This window comes from Salinivibrio sp. VGrn1, assembly GCF_009377995.1.
In the GTDB taxonomy this organism is placed as follows: domain Bacteria; phylum Pseudomonadota; class Gammaproteobacteria; order Enterobacterales; family Vibrionaceae; genus Salinivibrio; species Salinivibrio siamensis.
This window is the reverse complement of the sequence record NZ_SATA01000005.1, coordinates 49,734-74,096: the sequence shown is the minus strand read 5'-3', so window position 1 is coordinate 74,096 and position 24,363 is coordinate 49,734. Positions and strand designations below refer to the sequence as shown.

Sequence of the window (24,363 nt, the reverse complement as noted above, 5' to 3'; positions counted from 1 at the left end):
CTTATTCCTCGGCGCTGGCGGTCACATCAAACAAGGTGTAAGCCAGCGTTAAGTGGTTAATGTCATCCGGCAACTCAGGATCCACGTAAAAGATCAGCGGTAAAGAGGCATCCTCCCCACGTGGCAATGGCTGACGGTTAAAGCAAAAACATTCAATTTTGTTCAAGTACTGCGCCGCTAGACCCGGCGAGACCGAAGGCACGGCTTGGCCAATGGTGTCGTAGCGCGCGTTATTGGTTGCGAGATAATTAATCGTGTGAGTCGCACCAGGGTGCACTTGCATCTGGTTGACTTGGGGCTCAAACGTCCAACGCATGCCGGGGTTGATATAGGCGATAAACTCAATGGTCACCAAGCGGTCTTGGTCAATGCCTGCGCTGGATGCGGCCGCCTCGGTATCGGTTTTACCATTAATCCCCGTCACCTCACAGAACACGTCATACAAAGGCACTAAGGCAAAGGCAAAGCCAAACATCACCACTGCGAGTAGCAGTAATCGGCGAGCGGAGCGGGTTGATTTAGTGGCCATCTCGCACCTCCTTGAGATCAGGCGGTGTCTCAAAGGTGTGATACGGTGCCGGTGAAGGTACAGTCCACTCCAGCCCTTCGGCACCTTCCCACGGTTTAGCGGCCGCTGGTGCGCCACCCCGTGCGCATTGAATCACCACCACCAAGAAGATGAGTTGCGATAAACCAAAGGCAAAGCCACCGATACTGACAATCGCATTCACATCGGCAAACTGCAGGGCATAATCAGGGATCCGGCGTGGCATCCCCGCCAGTCCCAGAAAGTGCATGGGGAAGAAAAGCACATTCACCGAAATCACCGAACACCAAAAGTGCCACTTGGCCAAGGTTTCATTAAACATATGACCCGTCCACTTGGGGAGCCAGTAGTAAGCGGCGGCCATAATCGAGAACACCGCCCCCGAAACCAGCACATAGTGGAAATGCGCCACCACAAAATAGGTGTCGTGATACTGAAAATCGACCGGCGTGATCGCCAGCATCAAGCCCGAAAACCCACCGATGGTGAACAAGACAATAAAGGCAATCGCAAACAACATGGGCACTTCAAAGGTCAAGGATCCCCGCCACATGGTCGCCACCCAGTTAAAGACCTTCACCCCAGTGGGCACCGATATCAGCATGGTGCAGAACATGAAAAATAATTCGGCAAACACCGGCATCCCGGTGGTGAACATATGGTGCGCCCACACCAAAAAGCTCAACCCCGCAATCGAGGCGGTGGCATACACCATCGAGCTATAACCGAACAGGCGCTTGCGTGAAAACGCAGGGACAATGGCCGAGATAATGCCAAAGCTTGGCAAAATCATGATGTAGACCTCGGGGTGACCAAAGAACCAGAAAATATGCTGAAACAAAACTGGATCGCCGCCCCCCGCGGCATCGAAAAAGCTGGTACCAAAGTACTTATCGGTAAGCACCATGGTGGCCGCGCCAGCCAATACCGGCATCACTGCAATGAGCAAAAAGGCGGTGATCAGCCACGTCCAGACAAACAGCGGCATTTTCATGTAGGTCATGCCCGGCGCACGCATATTGGTGATGGTGACAATCACATTGATGGCGCCCATGATCGAGCTGATCCCCATGATATGCAGAGCGAAGACAAACAAGCCGGTACTGTCTGGGCTATAGGTGGTCGACAGCGGCGCGTAAAACGTCCAGCCAAAGTTAGGGCCGCCGCCTTCCATAAACAAGGATCCAATGAGTAGCAAGAATGCGAACGGCAGGATCCAAAAGCTCCAGTTATTCATCCGTGGCAGCGCCATGTCCGGCGCCCCAATCATCATCGGCACCATCCAGTTAGCCAAACCGGTAAACGCGGGCATCACCGCGCCAAACACCATGATCAGGCCATGCACTGTGGTCATTTGGTTGAAAAAGTTAGGCTCAACCAATTGTAGCCCGGGCTGGAAAAGCTCGGCGCGGATCACCATCGCCATTGCCCCACCCAGTAAAAACATGGTGAAGCTGAAAATCAGGTACATGGAGCCAATGTCTTTGTGGTTGGTGGTCAACACCCAACGCATGATCCCACGTGGTTTGTGGTGATGATCGTCATGCAGGTTATCTGGGGTAGTATCTGTCATCACGCGCTCCTAAAGATCTTCACCTGACTTCACCGCGTTAATTTGCGCAGCTTGTACGGTCTCACCAGTGTCATTGCCCCACGCATTACGCTCATAGGTCACCACCGCTGCCAATTCTTTGAGCGACAATTGCGGGCCAAACGCTTGCATGGCAGTGCCCGCTTTACCGTTGACGACAATATCGATATGGTCGACCAATCTATCCGGTTGAGTAGCAATCTCAGCGCCGGCCAACGCGGGGAACACGCCCGGCATCCCTTGCCCTTCGCTTTGGTGACACATGCCACAACGACTGTCATACACTTGTTTGCCGAGCGCCATCAGCTCATCCATCGGCATTTCCATGTCCAGCAAGCGTTGCTCTTCTTCACGCGCTTTTTGCTGTGCTAAGGCGGTTTCTTGCACCCAAGCATCAAATTCCGCTTGGGGCTTGGCGATCACCACAATCGGCATAAAGCCGTGGTCTTTCCCGCACAGCTCTGCACATTGGCCGCGATAAATGCCGGGCTTATCAATTTTGGTCCACGCCTCATTGATAAAGCCGGGGTTAGCATCTTTTTTCACCGCAAAGGCAGGCACCCACCACGAATGAATCACATCTTGCGAAGTAATCAAAAATCGCACCTTACGCCCAACTGGCAACACCAGCGGCTGGTCGACCTCGAGCAAATAGGTGTCCCGCTTTTGTCTCTCATTGCGGATTTGTTCAGGACTTGAGGCAAGCAGTGAAAAGAAGGCAACGTCATGGTCAAAATAGCGGTAATGCCACTTCCATTGTGAGCCCGTTACCTGCACCGTGAGTGCCGGCTCGCTGGTATCTTCCATATCAAGTAACACCTGGGTGGCCGGAATTGCCATGCCCACCAAAATCAAAAACGGCACGAGCGTCCACGCAATTTCTACTTTGGTGCTTTCATGAAACGAGGCAGGCTTTGCGCCTTTGGATTTGCGGTGGCGGATGATGGCCCAAAACATCACCCCGAATACCAGCACGCCAATCGCCACGCAGATGTAAAAGATGGTCATATGCAGGTCATACACCTGCTGACTGATGGCCGTCACCCCTTGGGTGAGGTTCCAGCCTTCACGCTCGGCGGCCAGCGCTGGGCCACTGAGCAAAGCCATTCCCAATGCTAGGATTCGTCGTTGGTGCCTCAGCACGGCTCCCTCCTGCCTCACGGCATCAATGCAAAGCCTCGCTGCCTATGGCCACATACCAACGTCTCACGCCGTGATAGCAGTCAGAGTGGCGATATCAGCAAGCCGTCGTTAAGGAAAAAACGCGATACAGCCGGTCACATTCATTAACGTTTTATTTACATTCAATTTAGGAGAGGTTTGCCTAAAGGACAAAAAAACAGCAGAAAAAGATCGTGATGCCAAGCACATACTGATACATCACGCAGGCGCGGCAGGCGGCGAACCACGCCGCACTACAGTTCTAGGTGCAGAACCACCGGGGTAAAACGCAGACGGTAACGCGGCATCGCCGCCAGCGCACGCTGCCACAGTCGCCAACGCGGACACGGCTTATCGAGCGGGGATTTTTCTTCCACGCGACACGCCCAAGGTAACGCATTAATAATCGCCATTCTGGGGTCGGTGAACCCGTGTTGGTAGCGCTCACAGCCGAGCTTTTGGCCCATGCGAGTATGACATTTGTCCCCCGCCAAGACCAAGCAAGCCTCAAGTTGGGGGAAATAACGGCTAATATGGTGGCAAAAAGCAGAAATGTCTTGGTTAGTGCATTCTAACAAGGCTTGATCGCAAATCAGCATCGTCGGGTGACCGGCCGGCACCGCCAACTGCGCCAACCAGTCAAGCTGCTTGACCGAGCCTTGCACCATCCGAAACCGCTCACTGGTATGAAAGAGGCGCTCACGCCAGAGCAGGGTTTCGTCCACGTCCACTTCCAACCAGCGACAGCGGCCGTTATCCAATCGATAAAAGCGGGTATCTAATCCGCCACCCACGTTAATAATCCACGCAGTGGGATGCTGGGCCAAAAACTGTTTGACGATAGCATCACATTGGCTAGTGAGTGTGGCATAAAGCAGCTGGGTTTGATCGAGGTTGCGCCAATCGCATTCGGGCTGCAACACGCACCCCTGACAGGCCGCGGCAGCCATAGGATCATAGATCACCCCGTCGTCAGTCAGGCTCTCACGACTGCGCAGCCACATTGGCTTAAATAGCTTACTGGGAACAGAATGCTGTTGAGTACGCACGGACACCTCCACACACGATAATCACTGATGATAATAATTATCGTTTAACTTAGCAAGAATGCAAAGGTGTTTTTTTAACCGCGCTTTAATGGCGGACGCTCTCGCCCGCCCAGGCCAGGATCACATCCAGTCGGTATTACGGATCACCCCCACAGCGACGCCTTCAATCGTCAGCGACTGGGCGGCTAAGTCCACCGAAATAGGCATAAACTCATCGTTTTCAGCATGAAGGACCACTTGTGCGCCTTTTTTCTCAAGCCGTTTGACCGTCACATCGTCATCAACACGGGCAACCACCACTTGGCCGTTGTGCACATCTTGCGTTTTGTGGACGGCGAGCAAATCACCATCGAGGATACCAATGTCTTTCATGCTCATGCCATTCACACGAAGCAGGAAGTCAGCATTAGGCTTGAATAGCGCAGGATCAACCTGATAGTGGCTTTCCACGTGCTCTTGCGCCAGTATCGGCTCCCCGGCGGCGACACGACCAATTAAGGGCAGCCCTTGCTCTTCCGGCGTCACCACTTCTTCTTCACTGATCAAACGAATACCACGCGAGGCGCCTGGGATAATCTCCAGTACCCCTTTTCGGGCCAAGGCTTTTAAATGCTCCTCAGCGGCATTCGCCGAACGAAACCCCAATTGACGGGCGATCTCGGCGCGGGTGGGGGGCATTCCTGTCTCTTCAATGTGTGCTTTAATCAAATCGAAGATCTGTTGCTGTCTCGCGGTTAACGGCTTCATGCTCTTACCTGTCTTTTTATACAGTTAACTGTGAGTATATCCAGTAAACTGCAGCTTGAAAAGCACTAATTATGCCCACGAGAAGCGGATCTCATTCTCGTGAACGCCGCCGATGACGCGCAGCAGCGCGGTCAATCTCGACCTTTGTTTGCAAGTTCGCGGCACTTTTCTGCTATCCTTGGCGCGGATTTTGAATTTGAGGCACTGACAATCATGGCGCTCTGGCAAAAGATTTATTACAAGCTATTGAATTTGCCGCTTTCTGCCTGGGTAAAAACCCAATGCATTCCCTCTGAACCGGTCGAACAGCTTAATCTGTCACTCGCACGGCCCATCGTGTATGTGTTGCCGTTTCGGTCTCATTCGGATTTATTAACCTTACGGCGTACCTGTCTGCGTCAAGGGCTTCCCGATCCGTTAACGCCCTTGACCATTGGCGATGTCACCTTGCCGCGCTACGTGTTTATTAGTCACGGACGCAAGGTGTTTTCCGGTGATGACGATCTGCCTGCGCGCTCGCTCGCGCATTTTAAAGACTTACTCCACTTACACCGGCAAGACAGCGAGTTAGATATTCAACTTGTGCCTGCCTCGGTGCTTTGGCAGCGCGATCCGGGCAATGAGACCCAGCGCCATCAAGCCATTCTGCGCGCGATGAATGGCCCCGAGAAGCTGTGGACCATTCTTACCCGTGGCCGTGATGGCATGGTGCGACTTAGCCAAGCGGTGTCGCTGCGCTACATGGCCGACAAGCACGGCACCGACCAAGCCATCGCCCATAAATTGGCGCGGGTGGCGATGATCCACTTCTCGCGGCAAAAACTCGCGGCTTCAGGCCCTCGTTTGCCTAATCGCGCTCTGCTATTCAAACGCCTGCTGGCATCAAAGGCCATCGACAAAGTCGTCCACGACGAAGCGCAAAGCCGTGACGTTTCGGTCGAGAAAGTCCGTAAAGAAGCGGTCGATATGATGGAAGAGATCGCCGCTAACTTTTCCTATCGCTTGATCCGTTACAGTGACCGCATTCTTACCTGGCTTTGGAACAAGCTCTATCAAGGCATCAACGTCAATAATGCCGAACGAGTACGTCAGTTAGCACAAGACGGTCATGAAATCGTTTATGTGCCCTGCCACCGCTCACACATGGACTACTTATTGCTGTCGTATGTGCTGTACAAAGAAGGGTTGGTGCCACCGCATATTGCCGCTGGCGTGAACCTCAACTTCTTCCCCGCTGGGCCGCTTTTCCGTCGTGGTGGTGCCTTCTTTATTCGCCGCAGCTTTAAGGGCAACCGCCTGTATTCCACCGTTTTCCGCGAGTACTTGGCCGAGTTATTTGCCCGAGGTTACTCGGTGGAATACTTTGCCGAAGGTGGCCGCTCTCGCACAGGCCGCTTACTGCCAGCAAAAACAGGCATGCTCGCCATGACCTTGCAAGCCATGCTGCGCGGTCAACAACGTCCCATTACCTTGGTGCCTGTCTATATCGGCTACGAGCACGTCATGGAGGTCAACACCTACGCCAAAGAGCTCCAAGGTCAACGCAAAGAGAAAGAAAGCTTTGGCCAGGTGCTTGGTATTGTGCGCAAACTGCGTAATTATGGCCTCGGTTACGTTAACTTTGGCGAGCCCATTGCCCTCAATCAGCACCTTAATGAACAAGTCCCTGATTGGCACGACTACGTCAATCCCATCGAGCCACAAAAGCCGGCGTGGATGAACCCAGTCGTCAGCGATTTGGCCACCAAGGTGATGACCCACATTAACGATGCGGCGGCCACGAATGCCCTCAACTTATGTGCCACTGCATTGCTCGCCTCGCGCCAGCGCGCCTTAAGCCGTGAAGCACTGGAAACACAACTGGGTGTGTATAAGGCTTTATTAACGCAAGCGCCTTACTCGCCAAGCAGCAGTGTGCCTCAAGCATCACCGGCGGATTTGGTCGATCACGCGTTATCACTCAACAAATTGGTGGTCGAAAAAGACACTATGGGTGAAGTCATTTCGCTTGATCGCCAGCAAGCGATCTTGATGACCTACTATCGCAACAATGTGATTCATCTGGTGGCGCTGCCATCGCTGATCGCGCAAATATTAGTGACCCACAAATCGATTAGCCAATCGGGCTTACGCGCCTGCGTACAGCAGCTGTATCCCTTGCTCAAAGCAGAACTTTTTATGAGTTTTGATGACGCGGGACTCGAAAGCTATTTCGATGCCTTGCTACATGCGATGCACGATCAGTCGCTGCTGTGTTGTGACGATGGCAAAGTGACCATGAATAATGCCAAGCTCGGTGAGCTGCAATTACTTGGCCGTACCATTGCCGAAACGCTGCAGCGCTACGCGATTACGCTCACCTTATTCAGCCACCAGCCACACATTGATAAGCGCGATTTGGAAAAACACAGTCAAATGCTGGCACAGCGTCTGAGCCGCTTACACGGTATTAATGCACCTGAGTTTTTTGACAAAGGCGTATTTAGCACCTTCGTCGATACGCTCCGTGAGCAAGGCTATTTAGATGATGATGCCAAAGCCAATGCCGAGCGTATCGCCGCACTCAACGATCTGGTGTGTGGGTTAATTTCACCGGAAGTGCAATTGACCATTCAAGCGGTGCTTAATCAGCCACTAGGTACGCACAAGACGGACAAAAGCTAAGCGAAACCGCCCGTTCACCAATCAGCCCTGATCAAAAAAAGGCGCTTTACCAAGAAGCGCCTTTCTTATCTTTCTTTTCAAACTGGGCTAACCGTACACACCCAGCAATACACCAATAAAAATCACTAGGCCGACATAGTTATTGTTCAAAAAGGCTTTAAAGCACGCCATTCGCTCGCGCTCTCTGGCAAGGTATTGCTGATAAACAAACAAGGCAAAAGCGGCCAATAAGCTCCACTGATAGGCTGGCGACAGCGCTAACCACTGCCCAGCGAGCATCAGCAGCCCCAAGGTGAATAATTGCAAGCCACCCACTGCCGCTTTATCCCAGCGGCCAAATAAAATAGCGGTCGATTTGATGCCAATTTTAACGTCATCGTCTCTGTCGACCATGGCATACAAGGTGTCGTAAGCGATGGTCCAACAAATGTTAGCCAGAAACAACAGCCAAACTACGGGGGGCAGCGCATTTTGCGCCGCCGCAAACGCCATCGGGATCGCCCAACTAAACGCCAGCCCTAACACTAACTGGGGCAGATGAGTGTAGCGCTTCATAAAAGGATAAATAAACGCCAGCGCAACGCCAACAAAAGAGAGTTGAATGGTCAAACGGTTTTGAGTGAGCACCAACAAAAAAGCGCCCAATACCAACGCAATAAAAAAGCCAATGGCCTCTTTTTCGTTGATCCGTCCGGCCGGTAACGGCCTGTCTTTAGTACGCTTAACATGGCCATCGACGTGGCGATCTGCATAGTCATTAATCACGCAACCTGCAGCGCGCATCATATACACACCGAGCACAAAGACCGCTAAAGTTGATAGTGGCGGTAGACCCTCCGCGGCTAAAAACAAAGCCCATAGAGTGGGCCATAACAGCAGTAAGGTGCCAATAGGTCGGTCTAAACGTGCTAACTGTCCAAAGGCCGCCAGTTTTGCGCTCATGCCGGGATCTCCTTTCCATACACAGGTGAGTCTGGCAAAAACAGCTCCGCCACTAACATTGGCCGATTGTGAAGCCAAAGGCGAGAGCGACGCGCATGTAACTGATGCGACAGACACGCCACATTGGCGGTTTCAATCGCATCGCGGCGAGAGGCGCGCTGCTTAAAGACATGTTGGCCTAATGGCTCTGTTCCCAAGGCATGCAAGTGTCCCCCTTGTCCTTCTAAGGTGGAGGCCGGCATCAAGGTACGCGCGCACAACCAAGGAAGTCCATCGCCTTTTAATACCACTTCACGCACCACACAAGCCTCTTGGCCAATCAGCGCCACTTCGCTGTCAGTCAGTTTGTCTGGGGTTAATTGATAAACGGCAATCACATCCACGTCAAAGTCATGACAGTGCTGCTTCAACCTTGCTGTCATCGAATGTGATTCGAGTAACCAACTGCCTTCTGCGGTGCGCTTTAGCGCCGCAATATCTGGTCGCTCCCAGCGTGCCGTTTGCAGCGCTTCTAAATAGGTATGATTTAATTCCGACATTGTTTCCTGTGCCACATCGCGCAAAATTCGCCTGTCCTTACCGCTAAGAGGGGGACAATGTTGCTATACTCGGCTGGTAATTGTATCAGGCTGGTTGCGTTTGGAGAATGCGCTCAGCCTATCCCTGTCACACCATGAACGGAATAACTGGGTCACTATGAGTAAAAAACAACCCCTATTAATGGTCGTACTGAGCGTGTTGTTCTGGCTTAGTGCCGCCGTCCATGCACAAGAAGAGGGTGAGGGTAACCCCAAATACAGTTACTTTTCCTTAGAGCCTGAGATTACCACCAACTATGTCACCGAAGGCCGTCGATTAGGTTTTATCAAGGTGAAAGTCGAGTTGATGGTCGATAACCCCAAACTCGTCAGTGAGCTGGAGTATCACTCTCCCCTGATCCGCGATGTGATTATTGAAACCCTAAACCAGCAAACCGCCACCCAGATAAAGTCGTTGTCTGGCCGAGAAACGATTCGCAAAACCTGTTTAGAGAAAGTCAACGAGCACCTACTCGCCGAAACCAATCGCCGCATGCTCACCGACCTGTTATTCACAAAATACTTATATCAATAATCACTCAGCCGTGACGTTAGCGGCGGGCTCAGGGTGGCTAATCACCTCAAGGTGGCTTCCCTGTGCACTCAGCATGTCACGGATCTGAGCTGGTGGCGTTGCGTCAGTAAAGACCATATCCAGCTGGGTTATATTGCCCAAATTCACCATAGCATTGCGGCCAAACTTGGTATGGTCTGCTGCCAGCATCACACAACGACTGTTATCAAGAATGGCTTTTTTGACGCGCACTTCATGGTAGTCAAAGTCGAGTAATGAGCCATCATCATCAATACCACTGATGCCAAGAATGCCAAAGTCGAGCCGAAACTGAGAGACAAAGTCGAGCGTTGCCTCACCGACAATCCCCCCATCGCGATTCCGTACCTCGCCGCCCGCAATAATCACCGTAAAGTCCTGCTTTGGCATTAAGATCGCGGCCGCATTCAAGTTGTTGGTCACCACGCGCAGGTTATGATGGTCTAGTAGCGCACGTGCCACCGCTTCGGGTGTGGTACCAATATCGATAAACAAGGTCGCCCCATCAGGAATATGTTTGACCAAGGCCTGTGCGATGGTGTCTTTTTCTTGCTGCTGAAGCACCTTACGGGTCGCATACGCGGTATTTTCTGAGCTGGACGGCACCGTCGCGCCACCATGATGACGACGAATGTGGTTCTCTGCCGCCAATTCATTGAGATCGCGTCGAATCGTTTGCGGGCTGACATTGAAGCGCTCAACCAAGTCTTCCGTGCTCACGTATCCTTGTGACTTAACCAGATCAATGATTTGCTGATGACGTTTGTTTTGCTTCACTGCTTCTCCCCTTACAAAAAAAGCCCCCGCGATCACGAGGGCTTCCTAGTTTACGCATAGCCACTAGGCGATGCCAAGACAGATCACTTAGACAGCGTGCACAGCTGTGTCACGACGCACACGATGCTCCCCGACCCATGCCAAACACAGGAAGAAGATAGCCAACCCACACCCGCCGGTGAGCAGCATAAAGCCACCATCCCAGCCAAAGTGGTCGACGGTATAGCCAAGCGCAATGTTCGCGACAACCGCGCCACCCAGATAGCCGAATAAACCGGTCAGGCCGGCCGCGGTGCCCGCCGCTTTTTTCGGTGCCAGCTCCAATGCATACAGGCCAATCAGCATCACCGGCCCGTAAATCAAGAAACCAATCGCCACCAACGCTACCATATCGATACCCGGGTTGCCGGCTGGGTTAAACCAGTACACCAACACTGCCACGGTCACCAGCACCATAAACAACACACCGGCAGGTGCTCGCGCCCCTTTGAAGAATTTATCAGACATCCAGCCACATAATAAGGTGCCTGGGATCCCCGCCCATTCATAGAGGAAGTAGGCCCAAGAGGATTTATCCACGGTAAAGCCTTTCGCTTCATCAAGATAAACCGGTGCCCAATCGAGTACGCCATAGCGAATCAAATAGACAAAGGCATTGGCAATCGCGATATACCACAGCAAACGGTTCTTCATCACGTAGGTAACGAAGATATCTTTGGCGGTCATCTCTTTTTCAAACGCTTCCTCGTCATAGTTCTCTGGATAATCGTCTTTATACTCCTCAATCGGTGGCAAGCCACACGATTGTGGGGTGTCACGTAGCGTTAACCAGATAAACACCGCGACCAATGCGGCAAAAAATGCAGGTACATAAAAAGACGCACGCCAGTCATCATTAAACAGCCACAAGCCGAGCAAGAATAGCGGCCCAATTAAGCCACCCCCGACGTTATGCGCCACGTTCCAAACCGACACCAGCTCACCACGCTCTTTCCGTGACCACCAGTGCACCATGGTGCGCCCACAGGCAGGCCAGCCCATACCTTGCACCCAACCATTGATAAACAGCAGGATAAACATGATGGTAATGCTGCTGGTTGTCCAAGGAAGGAAACCAAAGCTGAACATCACCAACGATGACATTAGCAGCCCAGCACTTAGGAAATAACGTGGGTTTGAGCGATCAGAGACACTGCCCATTAAGAATTTTGATAAGCCGTAAGCGATGGACACAGCGGCGAGCGCTACCCCCAAATCACCACGGCTAAAGCCATATTCATCAATCAAATACGGCATGGCCAAGCTAAAGTTTTTACGCACGAGATAGTAGCCGGCATAGCCGATAAAAATCCCGATAAACAGTTGCCAGCGCAGTCGAGTGTAGGTGTCACCGATCTGCGCTTGAGGCAATCTTTGCCGGTGAGCAGCCGGACGGAAGATTCCAAACATGAGAGGGTCCTCAGTAAGATGTACGCGATGGATTTATAAAAGGATAAAAATCAAAGAAGTGAGCAATAAATTTTCGTATTCGCTCAACGGGTAGAATAATTACTCAAACTGAAAACAAAAACCGTGAAAGCGAACATAAAAACATAGATCTGACGCAATAAAATTGCGCTTACGAACAAAAAAAGAGCAGTTACCTGCTCTTTTTTCTATCAACGGCGGATAAACCCACCACGTGTAGACCCCTTTCAGCCCGTTGAATGGCGTTTTGCATCCCAAAGCGCCAGCAAACAGCCAATGATCAGACCAAATAAATGCGCCATATTGGCGATGTTCATGCCCATCGGCTGGAAAAAGCCAATCACCAACCACGCCAGCATAAAGACAACATATGGCTTTTCGACCGTGAGGCCACGCGATGGCGCCAGCCAAGTCATCCACCATAAATAGCCTAACAGCGCGTAAACCACGCCCGAGAGACCACCAAAGTAAGGCCCTTCCAACCAATACTGACCGAGTCCCGAGAAAAGCGCGGCAAATAAAAAGATTTGAACCAGCTTACTGCTACTGCCGAGGCGCTCGATGCGACCACCAAGCACCCACCACCAGAGTAAGTTGAAGATAATATGCAAAGCGGAAAAATGCAGGAGCGCATGGCTGAATAGACGCCACAGCTGCCAGCGCTGACCACTATCAGCCGGAAACAGTAAGCTGCGTACGACAACCTCAAACCCGCCCAGCGTCATCAACGCAAACAACACCACACTGGCGCACATCACCGCCAAGGTCACCGGACCAGACTTATCTTTGACCGTTTGCCATAACCCTGAAGAGGGGTAGTGAAAACGGGCATGGCGGGTTTCTGCCACCTGCCAAGACGCCGCTTGATAACGGCTATGCATGGGGTCAGCGATAAACCGCTCCAGCTCGCTATCCACCCAGGCTTTATCGTTGTCGTTCACCAACCAAATTGCCACCTGCGTTTCCGGCTCAGGGGCGAGTTCAAGAGTGACGTGATGCGCTGCCGCATAATCGACAAACGCCTGAGCCAAGCGCGCATTTGGCAGTACCGCGATTTTTTGCATGAGCTGTCCTATTGAGGCCCCTATTAAATATCGATACCCGACGCGGTGGGAAGGGCTTGACGTTGCCAGGCTTCAAACCCGCCATCGACACTATATACCGCATCGAAGCCTTGATTGATCAAGTACTGCGCCGCGCCTTGGCTGCTGATCCCGTGATAACACATCACCAGCACCGGCTGATCAAAGTCAACCTGATCCATAAACGCCACCAAGGTATCGTTCGTTAGGTGATACGCATCTTGAGGGTGCGCAACCTGAAACGTTTGTGGATCGCGAATATCCACTAATACTGCATTTTGCTGATCATCACGCAGCATTTCCCACGCATCGGTCACAGAGATGTGTGCAAACTGATCCATACCTTTTACCCCTTCACTCACAAAGTTATTCCCAGCTGACGTCACACGAGGATAACGTGCTCCTCGAAACAAGTCCGCATTGTACCTGAGTTTGATCTCACACGTCTGCTTCCCCCCGCCAACAGTGTTCGTTTTTTAGCCGACTGTGGAAAAAGGTGTGGATTGCGTTGATAAGCGATGATCGTCATACCGGATCCACTAGATGTAGTAAGGATCCAGGATAAGCTGTGAATAACCTCTTCAACACTTTTCTTTTTCCCTGACAACAGGCATAAAAAAACCGGCCTCATGGCCGGTTCAGCTTTGATCGAAGACGATCTTACAGCGCATCACCCATTGCTTGTTTAAGCTTTTTCATCGCGTTCTTCTCAAGCTGACGGATCCGCTCCGCCGACACGTGATAATGATCCGCGAGATCTTGCAACGTGGCTTTGTTGTCGTCTAACCAACGAGAACGGACAATATGTTGACTGCGCTCATCCAATGCGGATAGCGCACTGGCCAATCGGCGGTTTGCGTGCGACTCCCAGTTTTCCGCCTCTAGCGACGCGGCAATATCTGAGGTTTTGTCCTCCAGATAATAGACAGGGGCCATTGGACCGCTTTCGCGCTCATCGTCGGCATTCGCCGGCGCTTCAAAAGTCGCATCCTGTGCGGCCAACCGAGCTTCCATTTCGCGCACCTCAGACGCTTCCACGCCGAGTTGCTCTGCGACCATATTCACTTCGTCGTTATTAAACCAACCCAAGCGCTTTTTGTTTTTACGCAAGTTAAAGAAAAGCTTACGCTGCGCTTTGGTGGTTGCCACTTTAACGATACGCCAGTTACGCAATACGTACTCGTGAATTTCAGCTTTGATCCAATGGACAGCAAAGGACACGAGGCGCACGCCAACTTCTGGGTTGAAGCGCTTCACCGCCTTCATCAAACCAATGTTGCCTTCTTGTACCAAGTCTGCCATCGGGAGACCGTATCCGGTGTATCCGCGGGCGATATGAACAACAAAACGCAAGTGAGATAGGATCAGCGACTTCGCCGCCTCCAAATCACCATGATAATGGAGACGCTCGGCCAGCGAATGCTCCTCTTCAGCGCTGAGCATAGGGTGGCTGTTTACCGCTTGCAGATAACCGTCGATGTTATCTTGAACAATCGGTGCCAATGCGTTCATCTCTTTTGTCATTCAAACCTCGTTTCCGAATCGTCGAAGACCGAATTGCTGATTAAGCATGCAAAAATATACCCAAGCAGGGGCAAACTGCAAGCCTTTATCTGTCTGTTGTGAGTCTATGACCGTATTAACCCTACACAGGTTCAATTTCTTTTAAATGTCGGCGCGTCGCCAGCAACGCCGCCAACACTCCTAGTAGGATTGAGCCCATTAACAATAGCAAAGATTCATCCCAATTGAGTCCGCTAAGGGTAAAGGGACTGTCATAAAGCTGTGCAAATTGCCGCACCGCCCCATCCATCAACCAGGTGTTTAATCCGGTGAGTAACCACGCGACTATCGCCGCCAGTCCGCCCAACCATGCGCCCATATAAAGATAAGGCCGTAAGATAAAACGGTCGGTGGCTCCTACCATTTTCATCACTTGGATCCGTGCACGATGATGGAGTACCTGCAACCGCAAGGTATTCCCCACAAGTAGCACGACAGCTGCCAACATCAACCCGGAAAAAAGCCAAGCAAGCGTAATGGCCAGTGTTTTGATCGCGTCCAACCGTGCCAGCCAATCAGTATCTAACCGCACTTCCTCGACTTCAGCCAGTGCCGAAAGCTTGTCGGACAAGGCTTCCACACGCGCGGTCAAAGAGATGGCGTCTTCTCCATCTGCGGGGGTCACGTCAGGCACCACCACCAACACAGCAGGCAGTGGATTATTATCTAACAAGCTCACCGCTTGATTAAAGCCTCGCTGCTGTTTTAGCGACGCCATACCTTGGTCAGGCGAGATGTATTCAATGCTATCAATGGCGGGCCACTCCCTCAGCTGCTTAGCCAGTGCTTCACCTTGCTGCGACGATTGCTCGGGGGTTAAGAACACATTGAGCTCTGCTGGGCTATGCCACTGCGCGCTCACTGCCACCACATTCTTGGCCAATAAGTAGAAGGTCGCGGGTAAGGAAAGTGCAACCGCTAACACCATCAAGGTGAGTAGATTCCCCATCGGGCGTTGAAACAGATCCCGCCAAGCAGTAGAGGCATGACGTTTTTGCGTCTGCATAAAAGATTCAGCCATGACTGACCTCCGCCAAACTGCCTTGCTGGAGATCAAACCGCCTAAGGTGGCGGTACTGCTCAAGCAAGCTGGTGTCATGGGTCGCCATAAGAATGGTCACGCCCACTTGGTTGAACAGGCGAAACAGCTCCATAATCTGCGCTGACAAAGCGGCATCGAGATTCCCCGTTGGCTCGTCCGCCAACAGGACTTGTGGGCGATTCACCACCGCCCGAGCAATCCCAACGCGCTGCTGTTCGCCCCCTGATAATTGAATCGGGAAACAACGCGCTTTATCCAACAGCCCCACTTTATCTAATGCCGCAGACACGCGTTTTTTGATTTCACCCTCTGGCTGCTGCTCAATTCGCAGCGGTAACGCCACATTCTCGTAGACAGTCGCGTCCATCAGCAGGTTATGATCCTGAAAAATAATCCCTAAATGGCGCCGTAGAAACGGAATGTCTTGGCGCGGAATGCGGGAAATATCATGGCCATTGAAGTAAATCTGCCCATCACTGGGACGTTCAATGGCGCAGATCAGTTTCAGCAGCGTACTTTTCCCGGCGCCAGAATGGCCGGTTAACAACGCCATATCCCCTTTGGGAAGCTCAAAGCTGACTTTTTGCAGCGCCTGACGACCGCCCCGATAGGCTTTGCTTACCTGCTGAAACTGAATCACGGTTATTCCTCCCGGCTAAAGAGCGCCTCGATAAAGTCGTTGGCGTTAAAGGTGCGTAAATCTTCAATGCCTTCACCGACACCAATATAGCGAATCGGAATATTAAATTGTTCTGCCACAGCAAAAATCACTCCGCCTTTGGCAGTGCCGTCTAATTTTGTCAGCGTAATCCCCGTTATCGGTGCAATTTCATTGAACAATTTCGCTTGGCTAATGGCGTTTTGCCCGGTACCGGCATCCAGTGTCAGCATCACCTCATGTGGGGCACCCACATCCAACTTTTGCATCACGCGCACAATCTTGCGCAGCTCTTCCATTAAGTTGGCTTTGTTCTGCAAGCGCCCGGCGGTATCGGCAATCACCACATCGACGTTGCGCGCTTTCGCCGCCTCAATCGCGTCATACAGCACGGAGGCACTGTCTGCGCCTGTGTGTTGGGCAATCACAGGCACCTGATTGCGTTCGCCCCAAGCTTGCAGTTGCTCGACCGCGGCCGCACGGAAGGTATCACCGGCAGCCAGCATCACAGATTTACCTTGATCTTGGAACTGGCGTGCTAATTTGCCGATGGTGGTCGTCTTGCCCACTCCATTGACCCCGACCATTAAGATCACGTAAGGCTTTTGGTCAGTCAGCACCAACGGTTGCTCGACCTTTTCCAGCATCTGCGCCATTTCTTGTTTAAGAATGCCATACAAGGCTTCGCCATCTTTCAGCTCGCGGCGACTGGCTTTATCGGTCAGGTTATCGATGATTTTAGTGGTCGCTTCCATCCCCACATCGGAGATAAGCAGCTGCTCTTCGAGCTCCTCGAATAAGTCATCATCGATTTTCTTACCGCTAAACAGGCCAAAAAATCCAGAACCTAAGTTGGTTTTGGTTTTTTGCAGGCCACGCTTTAGGCGGGCAAAAAAGCCTTCACGTTGCGGTCTTTCACGCTCGCGAACCGCAGCAGATTCTGGCTCTGGCTCTGGCTCTGGCTCTGGCTCTGGCTCTGGCTCTGGCTCTGGCTCTGGCTCTGGCTCTGGCTCTGGCTCTGGCTCTGGCTCTGGCTCTGGCTCTGGCTCTGGCTCTGGCTCTGGCTCTGGCACGGTATTGACTTCGCTTTCGCTATCAGATGCAAGGGTTTCTTGCGGTTGTTGCGAGTTCGCCTCATCAATCGGTGTTTCTACCGATGTGGTTGACTCTGCCGTCTCTTCCGCCACGTCTGGCGCAGTCGTTGGTGACGCTTGTTCTGGTTCAGGCTGTGTCTGGTCTTTTTTCCGACCCAGACCCAACCATGACATAAATCCACGTTTCTTTTTTTCTGCCATTGGCAAATCCTAAAGCATGCTTGATACAATCAGCGGCTCAATACCGAATCGGCATAGTCTATCACCTTCTTTACGGTCAAAAAATCTATGGTTAAACGCGCCAACCGCAAATCTTCATCAGCTCACGCTTCCCGTGGGGCTGGAGCTGTTCGTATCATTGCTGGCCGCTGGCGTGGCCGTAAGCTTGTCGTGCAAGACGCACAGGGGTTACGCCCCACTACCGACCGGGTGAAAGAAACCGTATTTAATTGGCTGGCGCCCCATCTTCCGGGAGCACGCTGCTTGGATGTGTTTGCGGGCAGTGGTGGACTGGGCTTTGAGGCGCTCTCTCGTGGCGCGACTTGGACGCAGTTTTGCGAAAAAAACCCCGTAGCGGCCAAACAACTTCGAGATAACCTCGATCAGCTTGGCGCAGAGAATGCGCAAGTAGATAGCACAGATGCACTGACTCTACTCGCCGCGCCACCGCAAAACGGCCCATTCGATGTGGTCTTTGTCGATCCCCCGTTTCATCAAGGGTTGCTTAACGACACCTTGGCTGCGCTCGCAAACAACGGATGGCTCGCACCTGGGGCATGTATTTACGTTGAAGCGGAAAGTGAGCTGGATGACTATCACGTCCCAGGAAACTGGCACTGTCATCGTGAAAAACGTGCCGGACAAGTCAACTTCCGTCTATATTTCAACGACCAAATGTAAGAGACACACTATGAAAGGACTAATTCTACTCGCCAAAGCCGCCATCGCCTTTGTTTGGATCGTCTTACTGGCCAATATCGTTCACCCGTTTCCAGGGGTGGCCGCCATGGCGCTCTATATCATGACCGGCTTTTTGTTGGTGATGCATGGGCTACAAATGCTGATTTTCTTAGGAGCATTTGGCGACAAAATTACCATGACGCGCTGGGAAAAATGGTCAATCCTGATTTTTGGGATTTTTGCGCTGCTCGATATTCGCCGCAAGCATATGATGTAAGTGTCATTCGCGACTATGCTGGCATTGCCAGCATAGTTCAAAACTGCCGGCGTTCTCTTCTCCACAGTGCTGGCATACCCAGTGTGTCTCGCTTTGCTCTTCATACGCCTGCAGTAATTGCCTTGCTTGAGCGACATTTTCTGGGGCAACCCATAAGGTTACGCCTTGCACATCAGTGGGTAACTCGCCCACTGCCGCACTCAGCGCTTCGCCTTTCAATACACAATCAATACGATGGCTGGATAACAGGCCTTTTAAGCTGTGCGCCTCCAAGGTGTTCATCGCTTGATAGACTTTTTCCATCTCACCCTCCTTGGGCGATCACCACCGAGGCACTGATCAGTGCTTGCGCTAAAAAATAACTCGACATCACCATCGCTTGTGCCGCACGAAATTCGCCCTTAAAACGCGCAAACGCCAGCACGGTATCTGACACCATAAAACAGATAGCACCGGCCAGTGCGAGTGCCGCCGCGGGGGAGTGAGTATTGAGCCAGTATTCACCGGCCGCCCATACCATCTGGGTGATCACGGCAATATACACGGCCACAGGCAGCGCGAGCTGCCCTAAGTTTGGGAGCAGTAAAAGAAAGACGATAATGCCCAGGCCAGACAACATGGCGGGCAGCCACCATACCATATGGCCGTCAAATTGCGCCCAAAACGCGAAGATATAGACCAGGTGTGCGAGTAAAAAACTGGTTAACCCCTGCACAAACCTGTCTTTGGGGAGCATTAAAAAGACATCGCCCACCACAGAGAGCAATAGCGCGACGAAGACCCATTGCGCATAATGAGAGACGCTAATGTGAGTGCCCACTATAGCCATGAGCATCACAATAGTCAGCGGTTTAAAAAGATAAAACTGCCAACGTGGGCCCCGGTAGGCTGCGGAGATATGCAGCAGTCCAGAACAACAGACAGCGAACCAGCTCCACATGAGTATCATTCCTTTCAAGACAAGGACGCCAAGTCTAGGCTGGCTGGCGGAGATGTCCAGCGTCCCTTGATGAGAACAAGATCCAGTTTAAAAAAATCGTAACGTTAACCGTGGGGTGACAACCGATTATTGTGGTTAGCTAGCCACTCCATTGCGGCCACACTTGCGCGTAAAAACCAATTGCCCCCGCGGTAAACAGCAGGATAAGCCCCGCGGCAAGCCGCCAAATCAATCGGTTGCTTCGCGGTACTAATTCTGACTCACAATACTTACTCACCGATATAAATTCACGTATATCGTCCACTTCGTAACCCTCTTCATGAACGACCTTGTTACGAATAGTGGCGACAAAGCGCAGTTTTTTGATCACATCATGCGGCAGGCGTTTTTGGCTACTGTCGATGAGCTGATGGAGCCCCTTCCCTTCGGCGTGATAGTGCTCACGCAGCAAGCCTTCTAGGCGCTTACTGTGTTTAATCACGACTGCGACGTCATCCATGGTCTCTCTCCTTACCAGCTCCCATTTTATGAGTATGGTGGTTTTTATACCATTTAGGGGCATCAGGCTTCATGATTGCGATCTGATCCTGTCATCCTATATTCAATCAGTTATGACCGCCGTTGTCGTCAAAAGTGTCATCATTTATGGCACCAACCACGCGGTGGCGCGATATCGTTGCAATACAGCAGTGGTCAGCGCCGCCCCCGCAAAGGCATATAACGTCAGCAAGGGGATCCAAACCAGAGCGGGCGATAAAGTGGGCCAGTAAGCCCTGACGGGCCAAAGAAACACGGGGTGAATCAAGTAGATCCCCAGGCTATAACGACTCAGGGTTGCAACCCACGATGGTGTCGCTTTATTCGCTCGCCAATGTTTGACGGCAAGGAAAAGTGCCGCACTAATCAGCACCGTGTTGATCGTGGTATACGATAACCAACCCTCAGTGATATAACGCTGATGCGCAACACTGGTGGTTAACACGTGATACTCGGTCATACCCAAAGCCAGTAAGCCCAGCGCCCACCACAGTAACAACGCACGTGGCGCTTGGTGTAGCCAATAGCCTAACCATAAGTAGCCGCCATAGAGGATAAAATCATTCCGCCACCAGCCATGCGCGCCGGTTAAATACCAAGCCGTTAAGCTTATCCATGCTAATCCGATAAAAGCCACTGACCATGACGGTAAGCGTGGCATTAACGGGCGTAGCAATGGCACCCACAGCAACAACGGGATGTAATAGTAGAAAAAGCCAAGGTGATAATAAGTTTCATGCTGAGGGGCCGCGCCCAATGTTTGGGTGACGGTCTGCCACGAAAAACCATCCGGCGTCAGTCCAGACAGACACGCAAACGCGAACGACCACACCAGAAAGGGCACCACCACCTTAACCACGCGGCGACGGATAAAATGGCGCAAGCGGAAAGGCCGCGTCGACGAGAGCAGCAGTAAGCCCGAAATCATAATAAAAATCGGCACCGCCCAGCGACTTGCACTGTTTAGCCCTACCGCGACCACCCAATCACTCAGCGCAATATCACCAATTTGAAACCGATACGGACCCAGTACATGAATCGCCACCACGAAAAAGGCAGCGAGGACACGCAATATGTCGAGGTAATCAATATGTGTCTGTGTTTCAGTCTGTTGCATTTGTTAACACTTTTAACCAGTGACCGGATCGAGCACGCATCCATCATACGCCAACTTCGCGTCAAATGATGTCCGTTAAAGTCATTATCCAGTCAAATATGTTTCTTTTTTGCCTTATTAGCAGCACGTAGATCGAGTTTTACGCTCACTAACTAGCTTTTAATCTTGCTATTTAAGTTAAAAAACAATTAACATTCGGCCTCCTTTTCCCATAGACGGGAAATGCAGTACAACGAAGGAGACCAACCCCATGCACTCAAGTACCACAGAGCAACAAGGTGGGCCGCACAAGCGCACACTGTTTACGCGCTTTCTCGATACCGTCGAGTGGCTCGGCAACCTGCTCCCTCATCCAGTGACCTTATTCGCGATTTTCTGTGTCGCTATCCTGATCGCCTCGGGTGTCGCTGGCTACTTTGATGTGTCTGTCGCCGATCCTCGCCCAGAGGGCGCAAAAGGACGTGCGGCAGATGGCATGATTTATGTGCAAAGCCTGCTCAACGCCGAAGGTTTGCAAATGATCGTCACCAACTTGGTGAAAAACTTTACCGGCTTTGCCCCACTCGGCACCGTGCTGGTGGCCATGCTCGGTGTGTCGGTCGCAGAACATTCAGGACTGCTGTCAGCCTCCATGCGCGGCCTGGTAATGGGCGCGTCGCGCCGTACCGTCACCTTTACCATTGTCTTTGCCGGTATTATCTCGAATACGGCTTCAGAGCTCGGTTACGTGGTTTTAATCCCGCTTGCCGCGATGATCTTCCATTCATTAGGCCGTCATCCATTAGCCGGGCTTGCCGCAGCGTTTGCCGGGGTATCAGGCGGTTACTCTGCTAACTTGTTGTTGGGAACTGTCGACCCCTTGCTGTCGGGGATCACCGAGTCAGCCGCGCAAATGATTGACCCAGACTACATCGTTGGGCCCGAAATGAACTGGTACTTTATGTTCGTTTCTACCTTCTTCATCGCGATTGTTGGTGCGTGGATCACCGATAAGATTGTCGAGCCTAAGCTGGGCCAGTATGACCACGACCAAGCCTCTGAAGATGTCGCCGCCGCCTCCGCGAGCAAGCTTAATGATGACGAGAAACGCGGTCTTCGTAATGCCGGGATTGCGGTACTGATTGTCAGCGGCATTTTAGCGCTCACCATCGTCCCAGAGTGGGGACCACTGCGTCACCCCGAGACCAATGAAGTGGCAGGCTCGCCGTTTTTGAAAGGCATTGTTGCCTTTATTATGGTGTTCTTTGCCGTTCCCGGTATTGTGTTTGGCCGTACCGTCGGCACCATCAATAACGATCGCGACGTGATTGATTCGATGTCTAAGTCGATGAGCGCCATGGGCATGTATATCGTGCTGGTGTTTTTCGCGGCGCAATTTGTGGCGTTCTTTAAATGGACCAATTTTGGCCAAGTGATTGCGGTCGGCGGCGCTGACTTTTTGCAAACCATCGGTTTAACAGGGCCAGCATTATTCTTTGCCTTCATCTTGATGTGTGGCCTGATTAACCTCTCGGTCGGCTCGGCATCGGCGCAGTGGGCCATCACCGCCCCCATCTTTGTACCTATGTTGATGCTGGTCGGTTATGCCCCAGAGACGATTCAATCAGCCTACCGGATTGGCGATTCAGTGACCAACATCATTACCCCGATGATGAGTTACTTCGGGCTGATTCTGGCGGTGGCGTGTCGCTATGTGAAAAACCTTGGCATAGGCACCTTGATTGCCACCATGTTGCCTTATTCGATGATCTTTATGGTGGGATGGAGCATCCTATTCTACGTATGGGTTTTCGTGCTCGGTCTGCCCGTTGGCCCTGGTGCAGAAACCTACTACAACTTCAACCAGTAACGTATCGTTATTCGGTGTTAAGGCAAGCGCTCGCGCTTGCCTTTTCTTTTTGGCGCGGCGCTTTTCCCATAAGTGTCATTTTCATCCATCCTTTAAGACGGTTATAGTAAACCTATCTCAGTGATGGTAAACCAAGATGACAGATCTCGCCGACAGTAATGATCAGCCGGCTTTTGACGCGCACTCTCTCGCTCGTGAAGCAGTGCTGAGCGACGCATTTAAGCACCACATAACACCTTTTTGGCAACAGCGTGAACAAGGCTACTTCCACGGGGAAGGAGGGCTGCGTTTACACTGGTGCAGCTTTACCCGTCCGCAGAATAGGCAAGCGGTCGTGGTGGTCAATGGCCGCATTGAAAGCGTGATGAAGTATCAAGAGATCTTTTATGACCTCGTTCAGATGGGCTATGACGTTTACAGCTTTGATCACCGCGGCCAAGGTTTGTCCGAGCGGCTCGTGATCAAACCGCGCGATCTGGGTCATGTCGAACGCTTTGACGACTATGTCACTGATCTGGCGACCTTCATGCAGTTTATCGGGGCGCACCGACAGTACGACCATACCTTTATGCTCGCCCACTCTATGGGCGGGGCCATCGCCGCACTCTATGCGCATCGATTTCCCCATGCGATAGACGGGCTTGCAATGACCGCGCCGATGTTTGGCGTGCACGTCAGCCCGTGGCTTGGACGTATCGCGCCTTGGTTGTGTCGTTCGCTGGCGCGCTATCAGCATCCACCACGGTTTGGGCCCGGACAAGTTGGTTATCGTCATGTGCCGTTTGAGCAAAACCGCCTGACCCATTCTCGCGCACGGTATGCCTGGTTTCGTCAGCTCTACATCAACCAACCTCAACTGCAGATCGGCGGGCCTAGCGCTCGCTGGATTGCAGAGGGAATGGCCGCAGCCCAGCACTGCTTAGCCATCGCCCCCCAATTGGCCACTCCGACACTCATTTGCCAAGCTGGCGGCGAGCAGATTGTGTCTAATCCCGCGATGGCCGAGTTCCATTTTTTACGCCGGCAAGCCAATCAGCCGAGTCAATGGCAGTTTTTCCAAGGCTCACGACATGAAATCTTGTTTGAAACCGATACACATCGGCTGGCAGCGTTCACGGCCATTGATGATTTTTTTCAACGTCAGAGCCAACACTAAAAGCGGAAATCGCTCAGTGAGAGGGTTCCCTTTTTCACCGTCGTCAGTTGCAGTAGACTCAAACATACTGTG

General features: G+C 52.0%; 25 protein-coding genes. 6 read left to right on the top strand and 19 right to left on the bottom strand.

Annotated elements, in window-relative coordinates; all coding sequences use genetic code 11:
• Position 1: 1 nt before the first annotated feature.
• The 5 genes from EHW56_RS09250 to lexA all read right to left on the bottom strand — a co-directional run bounded on the left by EHW56_RS09250 (position 2) and on the right by lexA (position 5,095).
• Entirely contained in the window at positions 2-529 is a 528-nt protein-coding gene (locus tag EHW56_RS09250; protein ID WP_069361976.1) for a cytochrome c oxidase assembly protein, read from the bottom strand.
• A complete protein-coding gene (gene ctaD / locus EHW56_RS09245; RefSeq protein WP_069361977.1) occupies positions 519-2,120 on the bottom strand; it encodes a cytochrome c oxidase subunit I in 1,602 nt (533 codons plus the stop codon). Before ctaD ends, EHW56_RS09250 begins: the two co-directional genes overlap by 11 nt.
• Before the next feature lie 9 nt (positions 2,121-2,129).
• Positions 2,130-3,245 carry a cytochrome c oxidase subunit II gene (gene coxB / locus EHW56_RS09240; RefSeq protein WP_069361978.1) on the bottom strand — a complete coding sequence of 372 codons (1,116 nt, stop codon included), beginning with the start codon at positions 3,243-3,245 and terminating at the stop codon, positions 2,130-2,132.
• A gap of 308 nt (positions 3,246-3,553) precedes the next feature.
• Positions 3,554-4,348, bottom strand: a complete 795-nt coding sequence (locus EHW56_RS09235; protein ID WP_321166655.1) for a class I SAM-dependent methyltransferase — start codon at positions 4,346-4,348, stop codon at positions 3,554-3,556.
• 120 nt (positions 4,349-4,468) lie between these two features.
• Positions 4,469-5,095: a transcriptional repressor LexA gene (lexA, locus tag EHW56_RS09230; RefSeq protein WP_152799626.1), complete on the bottom strand. Its 627-nt coding sequence runs from the start codon at positions 5,093-5,095 to the stop codon at positions 4,469-4,471.
• A 213-nt stretch (positions 5,096-5,308) separates the two neighbouring features.
• Between lexA and plsB the strand changes: the two genes are divergently transcribed.
• A complete protein-coding gene (gene plsB, locus EHW56_RS09225; protein ID WP_077522062.1) occupies positions 5,309-7,759 on the top strand; it encodes a glycerol-3-phosphate 1-O-acyltransferase PlsB in 2,451 nt (816 codons plus the stop codon).
• 87 nt (positions 7,760-7,846) lie between these two features.
• Here plsB and ubiA read toward each other — a convergent pair whose 3' ends face one another.
• Both ubiA and EHW56_RS09215 read right to left on the bottom strand, forming a co-directional pair.
• Positions 7,847-8,701 (bottom strand): 4-hydroxybenzoate octaprenyltransferase, encoded by an 855-nt coding sequence (ubiA, locus tag EHW56_RS09220; protein ID WP_069361981.1) that lies wholly within the window; start codon positions 8,699-8,701, stop codon positions 7,847-7,849.
• Positions 8,698-9,240, bottom strand: coding sequence for a chorismate lyase (locus EHW56_RS09215; protein ID WP_152799628.1), 543 nt, complete (start codon positions 9,238-9,240; stop codon positions 8,698-8,700). The genes ubiA and EHW56_RS09215 overlap by 4 nt, the downstream gene beginning before the upstream one ends.
• A gap of 157 nt (positions 9,241-9,397) precedes the next feature.
• On the opposite strand from EHW56_RS09215, the gene EHW56_RS09210 reads away from it, so the two are divergent.
• Positions 9,398-9,814: a flagellar basal body-associated protein FliL gene (locus EHW56_RS09210; RefSeq protein ID WP_046074635.1), complete on the top strand. Its 417-nt coding sequence runs from the start codon at positions 9,398-9,400 to the stop codon at positions 9,812-9,814.
• Here the strand turns inward: EHW56_RS09210 and EHW56_RS09205 are convergent, their stop codons facing one another.
• The 8 genes from EHW56_RS09205 to ftsY all read right to left on the bottom strand — a co-directional run bounded on the left by EHW56_RS09205 (position 9,815) and on the right by ftsY (position 17,716).
• Entirely contained in the window at positions 9,815-10,609 is a 795-nt protein-coding gene (locus tag EHW56_RS09205) for a DeoR/GlpR family transcriptional regulator (protein ID WP_077638730.1), read from the bottom strand.
• A gap of 87 nt (positions 10,610-10,696) precedes the next feature.
• Positions 10,697-12,058, bottom strand: coding sequence for a glycerol-3-phosphate transporter (glpT, locus tag EHW56_RS09200; RefSeq protein ID WP_046074634.1), 1,362 nt, complete (start codon positions 12,056-12,058; stop codon positions 10,697-10,699).
• A 245-nt stretch (positions 12,059-12,303) separates the two neighbouring features.
• On the bottom strand, positions 12,304-13,140 hold the full coding sequence (gene glpG / locus EHW56_RS09195) for a rhomboid family intramembrane serine protease GlpG (RefSeq protein ID WP_152799630.1): 837 nt from the start codon (positions 13,138-13,140) through the stop codon (positions 12,304-12,306).
• 23 nt (positions 13,141-13,163) lie between these two features.
• Positions 13,164-13,499, bottom strand: a complete 336-nt coding sequence (gene glpE, locus EHW56_RS09190) for a thiosulfate sulfurtransferase GlpE (protein WP_077638726.1) — start codon at positions 13,497-13,499, stop codon at positions 13,164-13,166.
• Positions 13,500-13,818: 319 nt separating this feature from the next.
• Positions 13,819-14,670, bottom strand: a complete 852-nt coding sequence (rpoH, locus tag EHW56_RS09185) for an RNA polymerase sigma factor RpoH (protein WP_370517153.1) — start codon at positions 14,668-14,670, stop codon at positions 13,819-13,821.
• A gap of 133 nt (positions 14,671-14,803) precedes the next feature.
• A complete protein-coding gene (gene ftsX, locus EHW56_RS09180) occupies positions 14,804-15,742 on the bottom strand; it encodes a permease-like cell division protein FtsX (protein ID WP_152799634.1) in 939 nt (312 codons plus the stop codon).
• On the bottom strand, positions 15,735-16,403 hold the full coding sequence (gene ftsE / locus EHW56_RS09175; RefSeq protein ID WP_046074629.1) for a cell division ATP-binding protein FtsE: 669 nt from the start codon (positions 16,401-16,403) through the stop codon (positions 15,735-15,737). Before ftsE ends, ftsX begins: the two co-directional genes overlap by 8 nt.
• A 2-nt stretch (positions 16,404-16,405) precedes the next feature.
• Complete coding sequence (gene ftsY, locus EHW56_RS09170; protein WP_152800406.1) at positions 16,406-17,716, bottom strand: signal recognition particle-docking protein FtsY; 1,311 nt, start codon at positions 17,714-17,716, stop codon at positions 16,406-16,408.
• 87 nt (positions 17,717-17,803) lie between these two features.
• Between ftsY and rsmD the strand changes: the two genes are divergently transcribed.
• Together rsmD and EHW56_RS09160 are read left to right on the top strand one after the other, a co-directional pair.
• The gene (gene rsmD, locus EHW56_RS09165; RefSeq protein ID WP_152800093.1) at positions 17,804-18,415 is read left to right on the top strand and encodes a 16S rRNA (guanine(966)-N(2))-methyltransferase RsmD; all 612 of its coding nucleotides are present in this window, start codon (positions 17,804-17,806) and stop codon (positions 18,413-18,415) included.
• 10 nt (positions 18,416-18,425) lie between these two features.
• Positions 18,426-18,692: a DUF1145 domain-containing protein gene (locus tag EHW56_RS09160; RefSeq protein ID WP_046074561.1), complete on the top strand. Its 267-nt coding sequence runs from the start codon at positions 18,426-18,428 to the stop codon at positions 18,690-18,692.
• Positions 18,693-18,695: 3 nt separating this feature from the next.
• On the opposite strand, the gene EHW56_RS09155 is transcribed toward EHW56_RS09160, so the two are convergent.
• The 4 genes from EHW56_RS09155 to EHW56_RS09140 form a co-directional block, all read right to left on the bottom strand.
• Complete coding sequence (locus EHW56_RS09155) at positions 18,696-18,995, bottom strand: DUF2007 domain-containing protein (protein WP_046074562.1); 300 nt, start codon at positions 18,993-18,995, stop codon at positions 18,696-18,698.
• A 1-nt stretch (position 18,996) separates the two neighbouring features.
• Positions 18,997-19,632, bottom strand: coding sequence for a lysoplasmalogenase (locus EHW56_RS09150; RefSeq protein ID WP_046074563.1), 636 nt, complete (start codon positions 19,630-19,632; stop codon positions 18,997-18,999).
• A gap of 139 nt (positions 19,633-19,771) precedes the next feature.
• Positions 19,772-20,131 carry a DUF4145 domain-containing protein gene (locus EHW56_RS09145; RefSeq protein WP_046074564.1) on the bottom strand — a complete coding sequence of 120 codons (360 nt, stop codon included), beginning with the start codon at positions 20,129-20,131 and terminating at the stop codon, positions 19,772-19,774.
• Between the two features lie 144 nt (positions 20,132-20,275).
• Positions 20,276-21,286 (bottom strand): acyltransferase, encoded by a 1,011-nt coding sequence (locus EHW56_RS09140; protein WP_077667386.1) that lies wholly within the window; start codon positions 21,284-21,286, stop codon positions 20,276-20,278.
• A gap of 250 nt (positions 21,287-21,536) precedes the next feature.
• Between EHW56_RS09140 and EHW56_RS09135 the strand changes: the two genes are divergently transcribed.
• Together EHW56_RS09135 and EHW56_RS09130 are read left to right on the top strand one after the other, a co-directional pair.
• Positions 21,537-23,135 carry an AbgT family transporter gene (locus EHW56_RS09135; protein ID WP_046074566.1) on the top strand — a complete coding sequence of 533 codons (1,599 nt, stop codon included), beginning with the start codon at positions 21,537-21,539 and terminating at the stop codon, positions 23,133-23,135.
• 136 nt (positions 23,136-23,271) lie between these two features.
• Complete coding sequence (locus EHW56_RS09130; protein WP_152800091.1) at positions 23,272-24,291, top strand: alpha/beta fold hydrolase; 1,020 nt, start codon at positions 23,272-23,274, stop codon at positions 24,289-24,291.
• The last annotated feature ends 72 nt before the right edge of the window (positions 24,292-24,363 follow it).

Bases quoted from the DNA above. Each gene is read 5' to 3' on its own strand.
- EHW56_RS09215 (WP_152799628.1), bottom strand. From the start codon at position 9,240: ATGTCGGAATTAAATCATACCTATTTAGAAGCGCTGCAAACGGCACGC.
- glpG (WP_152799630.1), bottom strand. From the start codon at position 13,140: ATGCAAAAAATCGCGGTACTGCCAAATGCGCGCTTGGCTCAGGCGTTT.
- EHW56_RS09140 (WP_077667386.1), bottom strand. From the start codon at position 21,286: ATGCAACAGACTGAAACACAGACACATATTGATTACCTCGACATATTG.
- ctaD (WP_069361977.1), bottom strand. From the start codon at position 2,120: ATGACAGATACTACCCCAGATAACCTGCATGACGATCATCACCACAAA.
- EHW56_RS09155 (WP_046074562.1), bottom strand. From the start codon at position 18,995: ATGGAAAAAGTCTATCAAGCGATGAACACCTTGGAGGCGCACAGCTTA.
- coxB (WP_069361978.1), bottom strand. From the start codon at position 3,245: ATGGCTTTGCTCAGTGGCCCAGCGCTGGCCGCCGAGCGTGAAGGCTGG.
- EHW56_RS09160 (WP_046074561.1), top strand. From the start codon at position 18,426: ATGAAAGGACTAATTCTACTCGCCAAAGCCGCCATCGCCTTTGTTTGG.
- lexA (WP_152799626.1), bottom strand. From the start codon at position 5,095: ATGAAGCCGTTAACCGCGAGACAGCAACAGATCTTCGATTTGATTAAA.
- EHW56_RS09210 (WP_046074635.1), top strand. From the start codon at position 9,398: ATGAGTAAAAAACAACCCCTATTAATGGTCGTACTGAGCGTGTTGTTC.
- ftsY (WP_152800406.1), bottom strand. From the start codon at position 17,716: ATGGCAGAAAAAAAGAAACGTGGATTTATGTCATGGTTGGGTCTGGGT.
- glpT (WP_046074634.1), bottom strand. From the start codon at position 12,058: ATGTTTGGAATCTTCCGTCCGGCTGCTCACCGGCAAAGATTGCCTCAA.
- ubiA (WP_069361981.1), bottom strand. From the start codon at position 8,701: ATGAGCGCAAAACTGGCGGCCTTTGGACAGTTAGCACGTTTAGACCGA.
- glpE (WP_077638726.1), bottom strand. From the start codon at position 13,499: ATGGATCAGTTTGCACACATCTCTGTGACCGATGCGTGGGAAATGCTG.
- EHW56_RS09135 (WP_046074566.1), top strand. From the start codon at position 21,537: ATGCACTCAAGTACCACAGAGCAACAAGGTGGGCCGCACAAGCGCACA.
- EHW56_RS09130 (WP_152800091.1), top strand. From the start codon at position 23,272: ATGACAGATCTCGCCGACAGTAATGATCAGCCGGCTTTTGACGCGCAC.
- plsB (WP_077522062.1), top strand. From the start codon at position 5,309: ATGGCGCTCTGGCAAAAGATTTATTACAAGCTATTGAATTTGCCGCTT.
- rsmD (WP_152800093.1), top strand. From the start codon at position 17,804: ATGGTTAAACGCGCCAACCGCAAATCTTCATCAGCTCACGCTTCCCGT.
- EHW56_RS09150 (WP_046074563.1), bottom strand. From the start codon at position 19,632: ATGTGGAGCTGGTTCGCTGTCTGTTGTTCTGGACTGCTGCATATCTCC.
- rpoH (WP_370517153.1), bottom strand. From the start codon at position 14,670: ATGAACGCATTGGCACCGATTGTTCAAGATAACATCGACGGTTATCTG.
- EHW56_RS09250 (WP_069361976.1), bottom strand. From the start codon at position 529: ATGGCCACTAAATCAACCCGCTCCGCTCGCCGATTACTGCTACTCGCA.
- EHW56_RS09145 (WP_046074564.1), bottom strand. From the start codon at position 20,131: ATGGATGACGTCGCAGTCGTGATTAAACACAGTAAGCGCCTAGAAGGC.
- ftsX (WP_152799634.1), bottom strand. From the start codon at position 15,742: ATGGCTGAATCTTTTATGCAGACGCAAAAACGTCATGCCTCTACTGCT.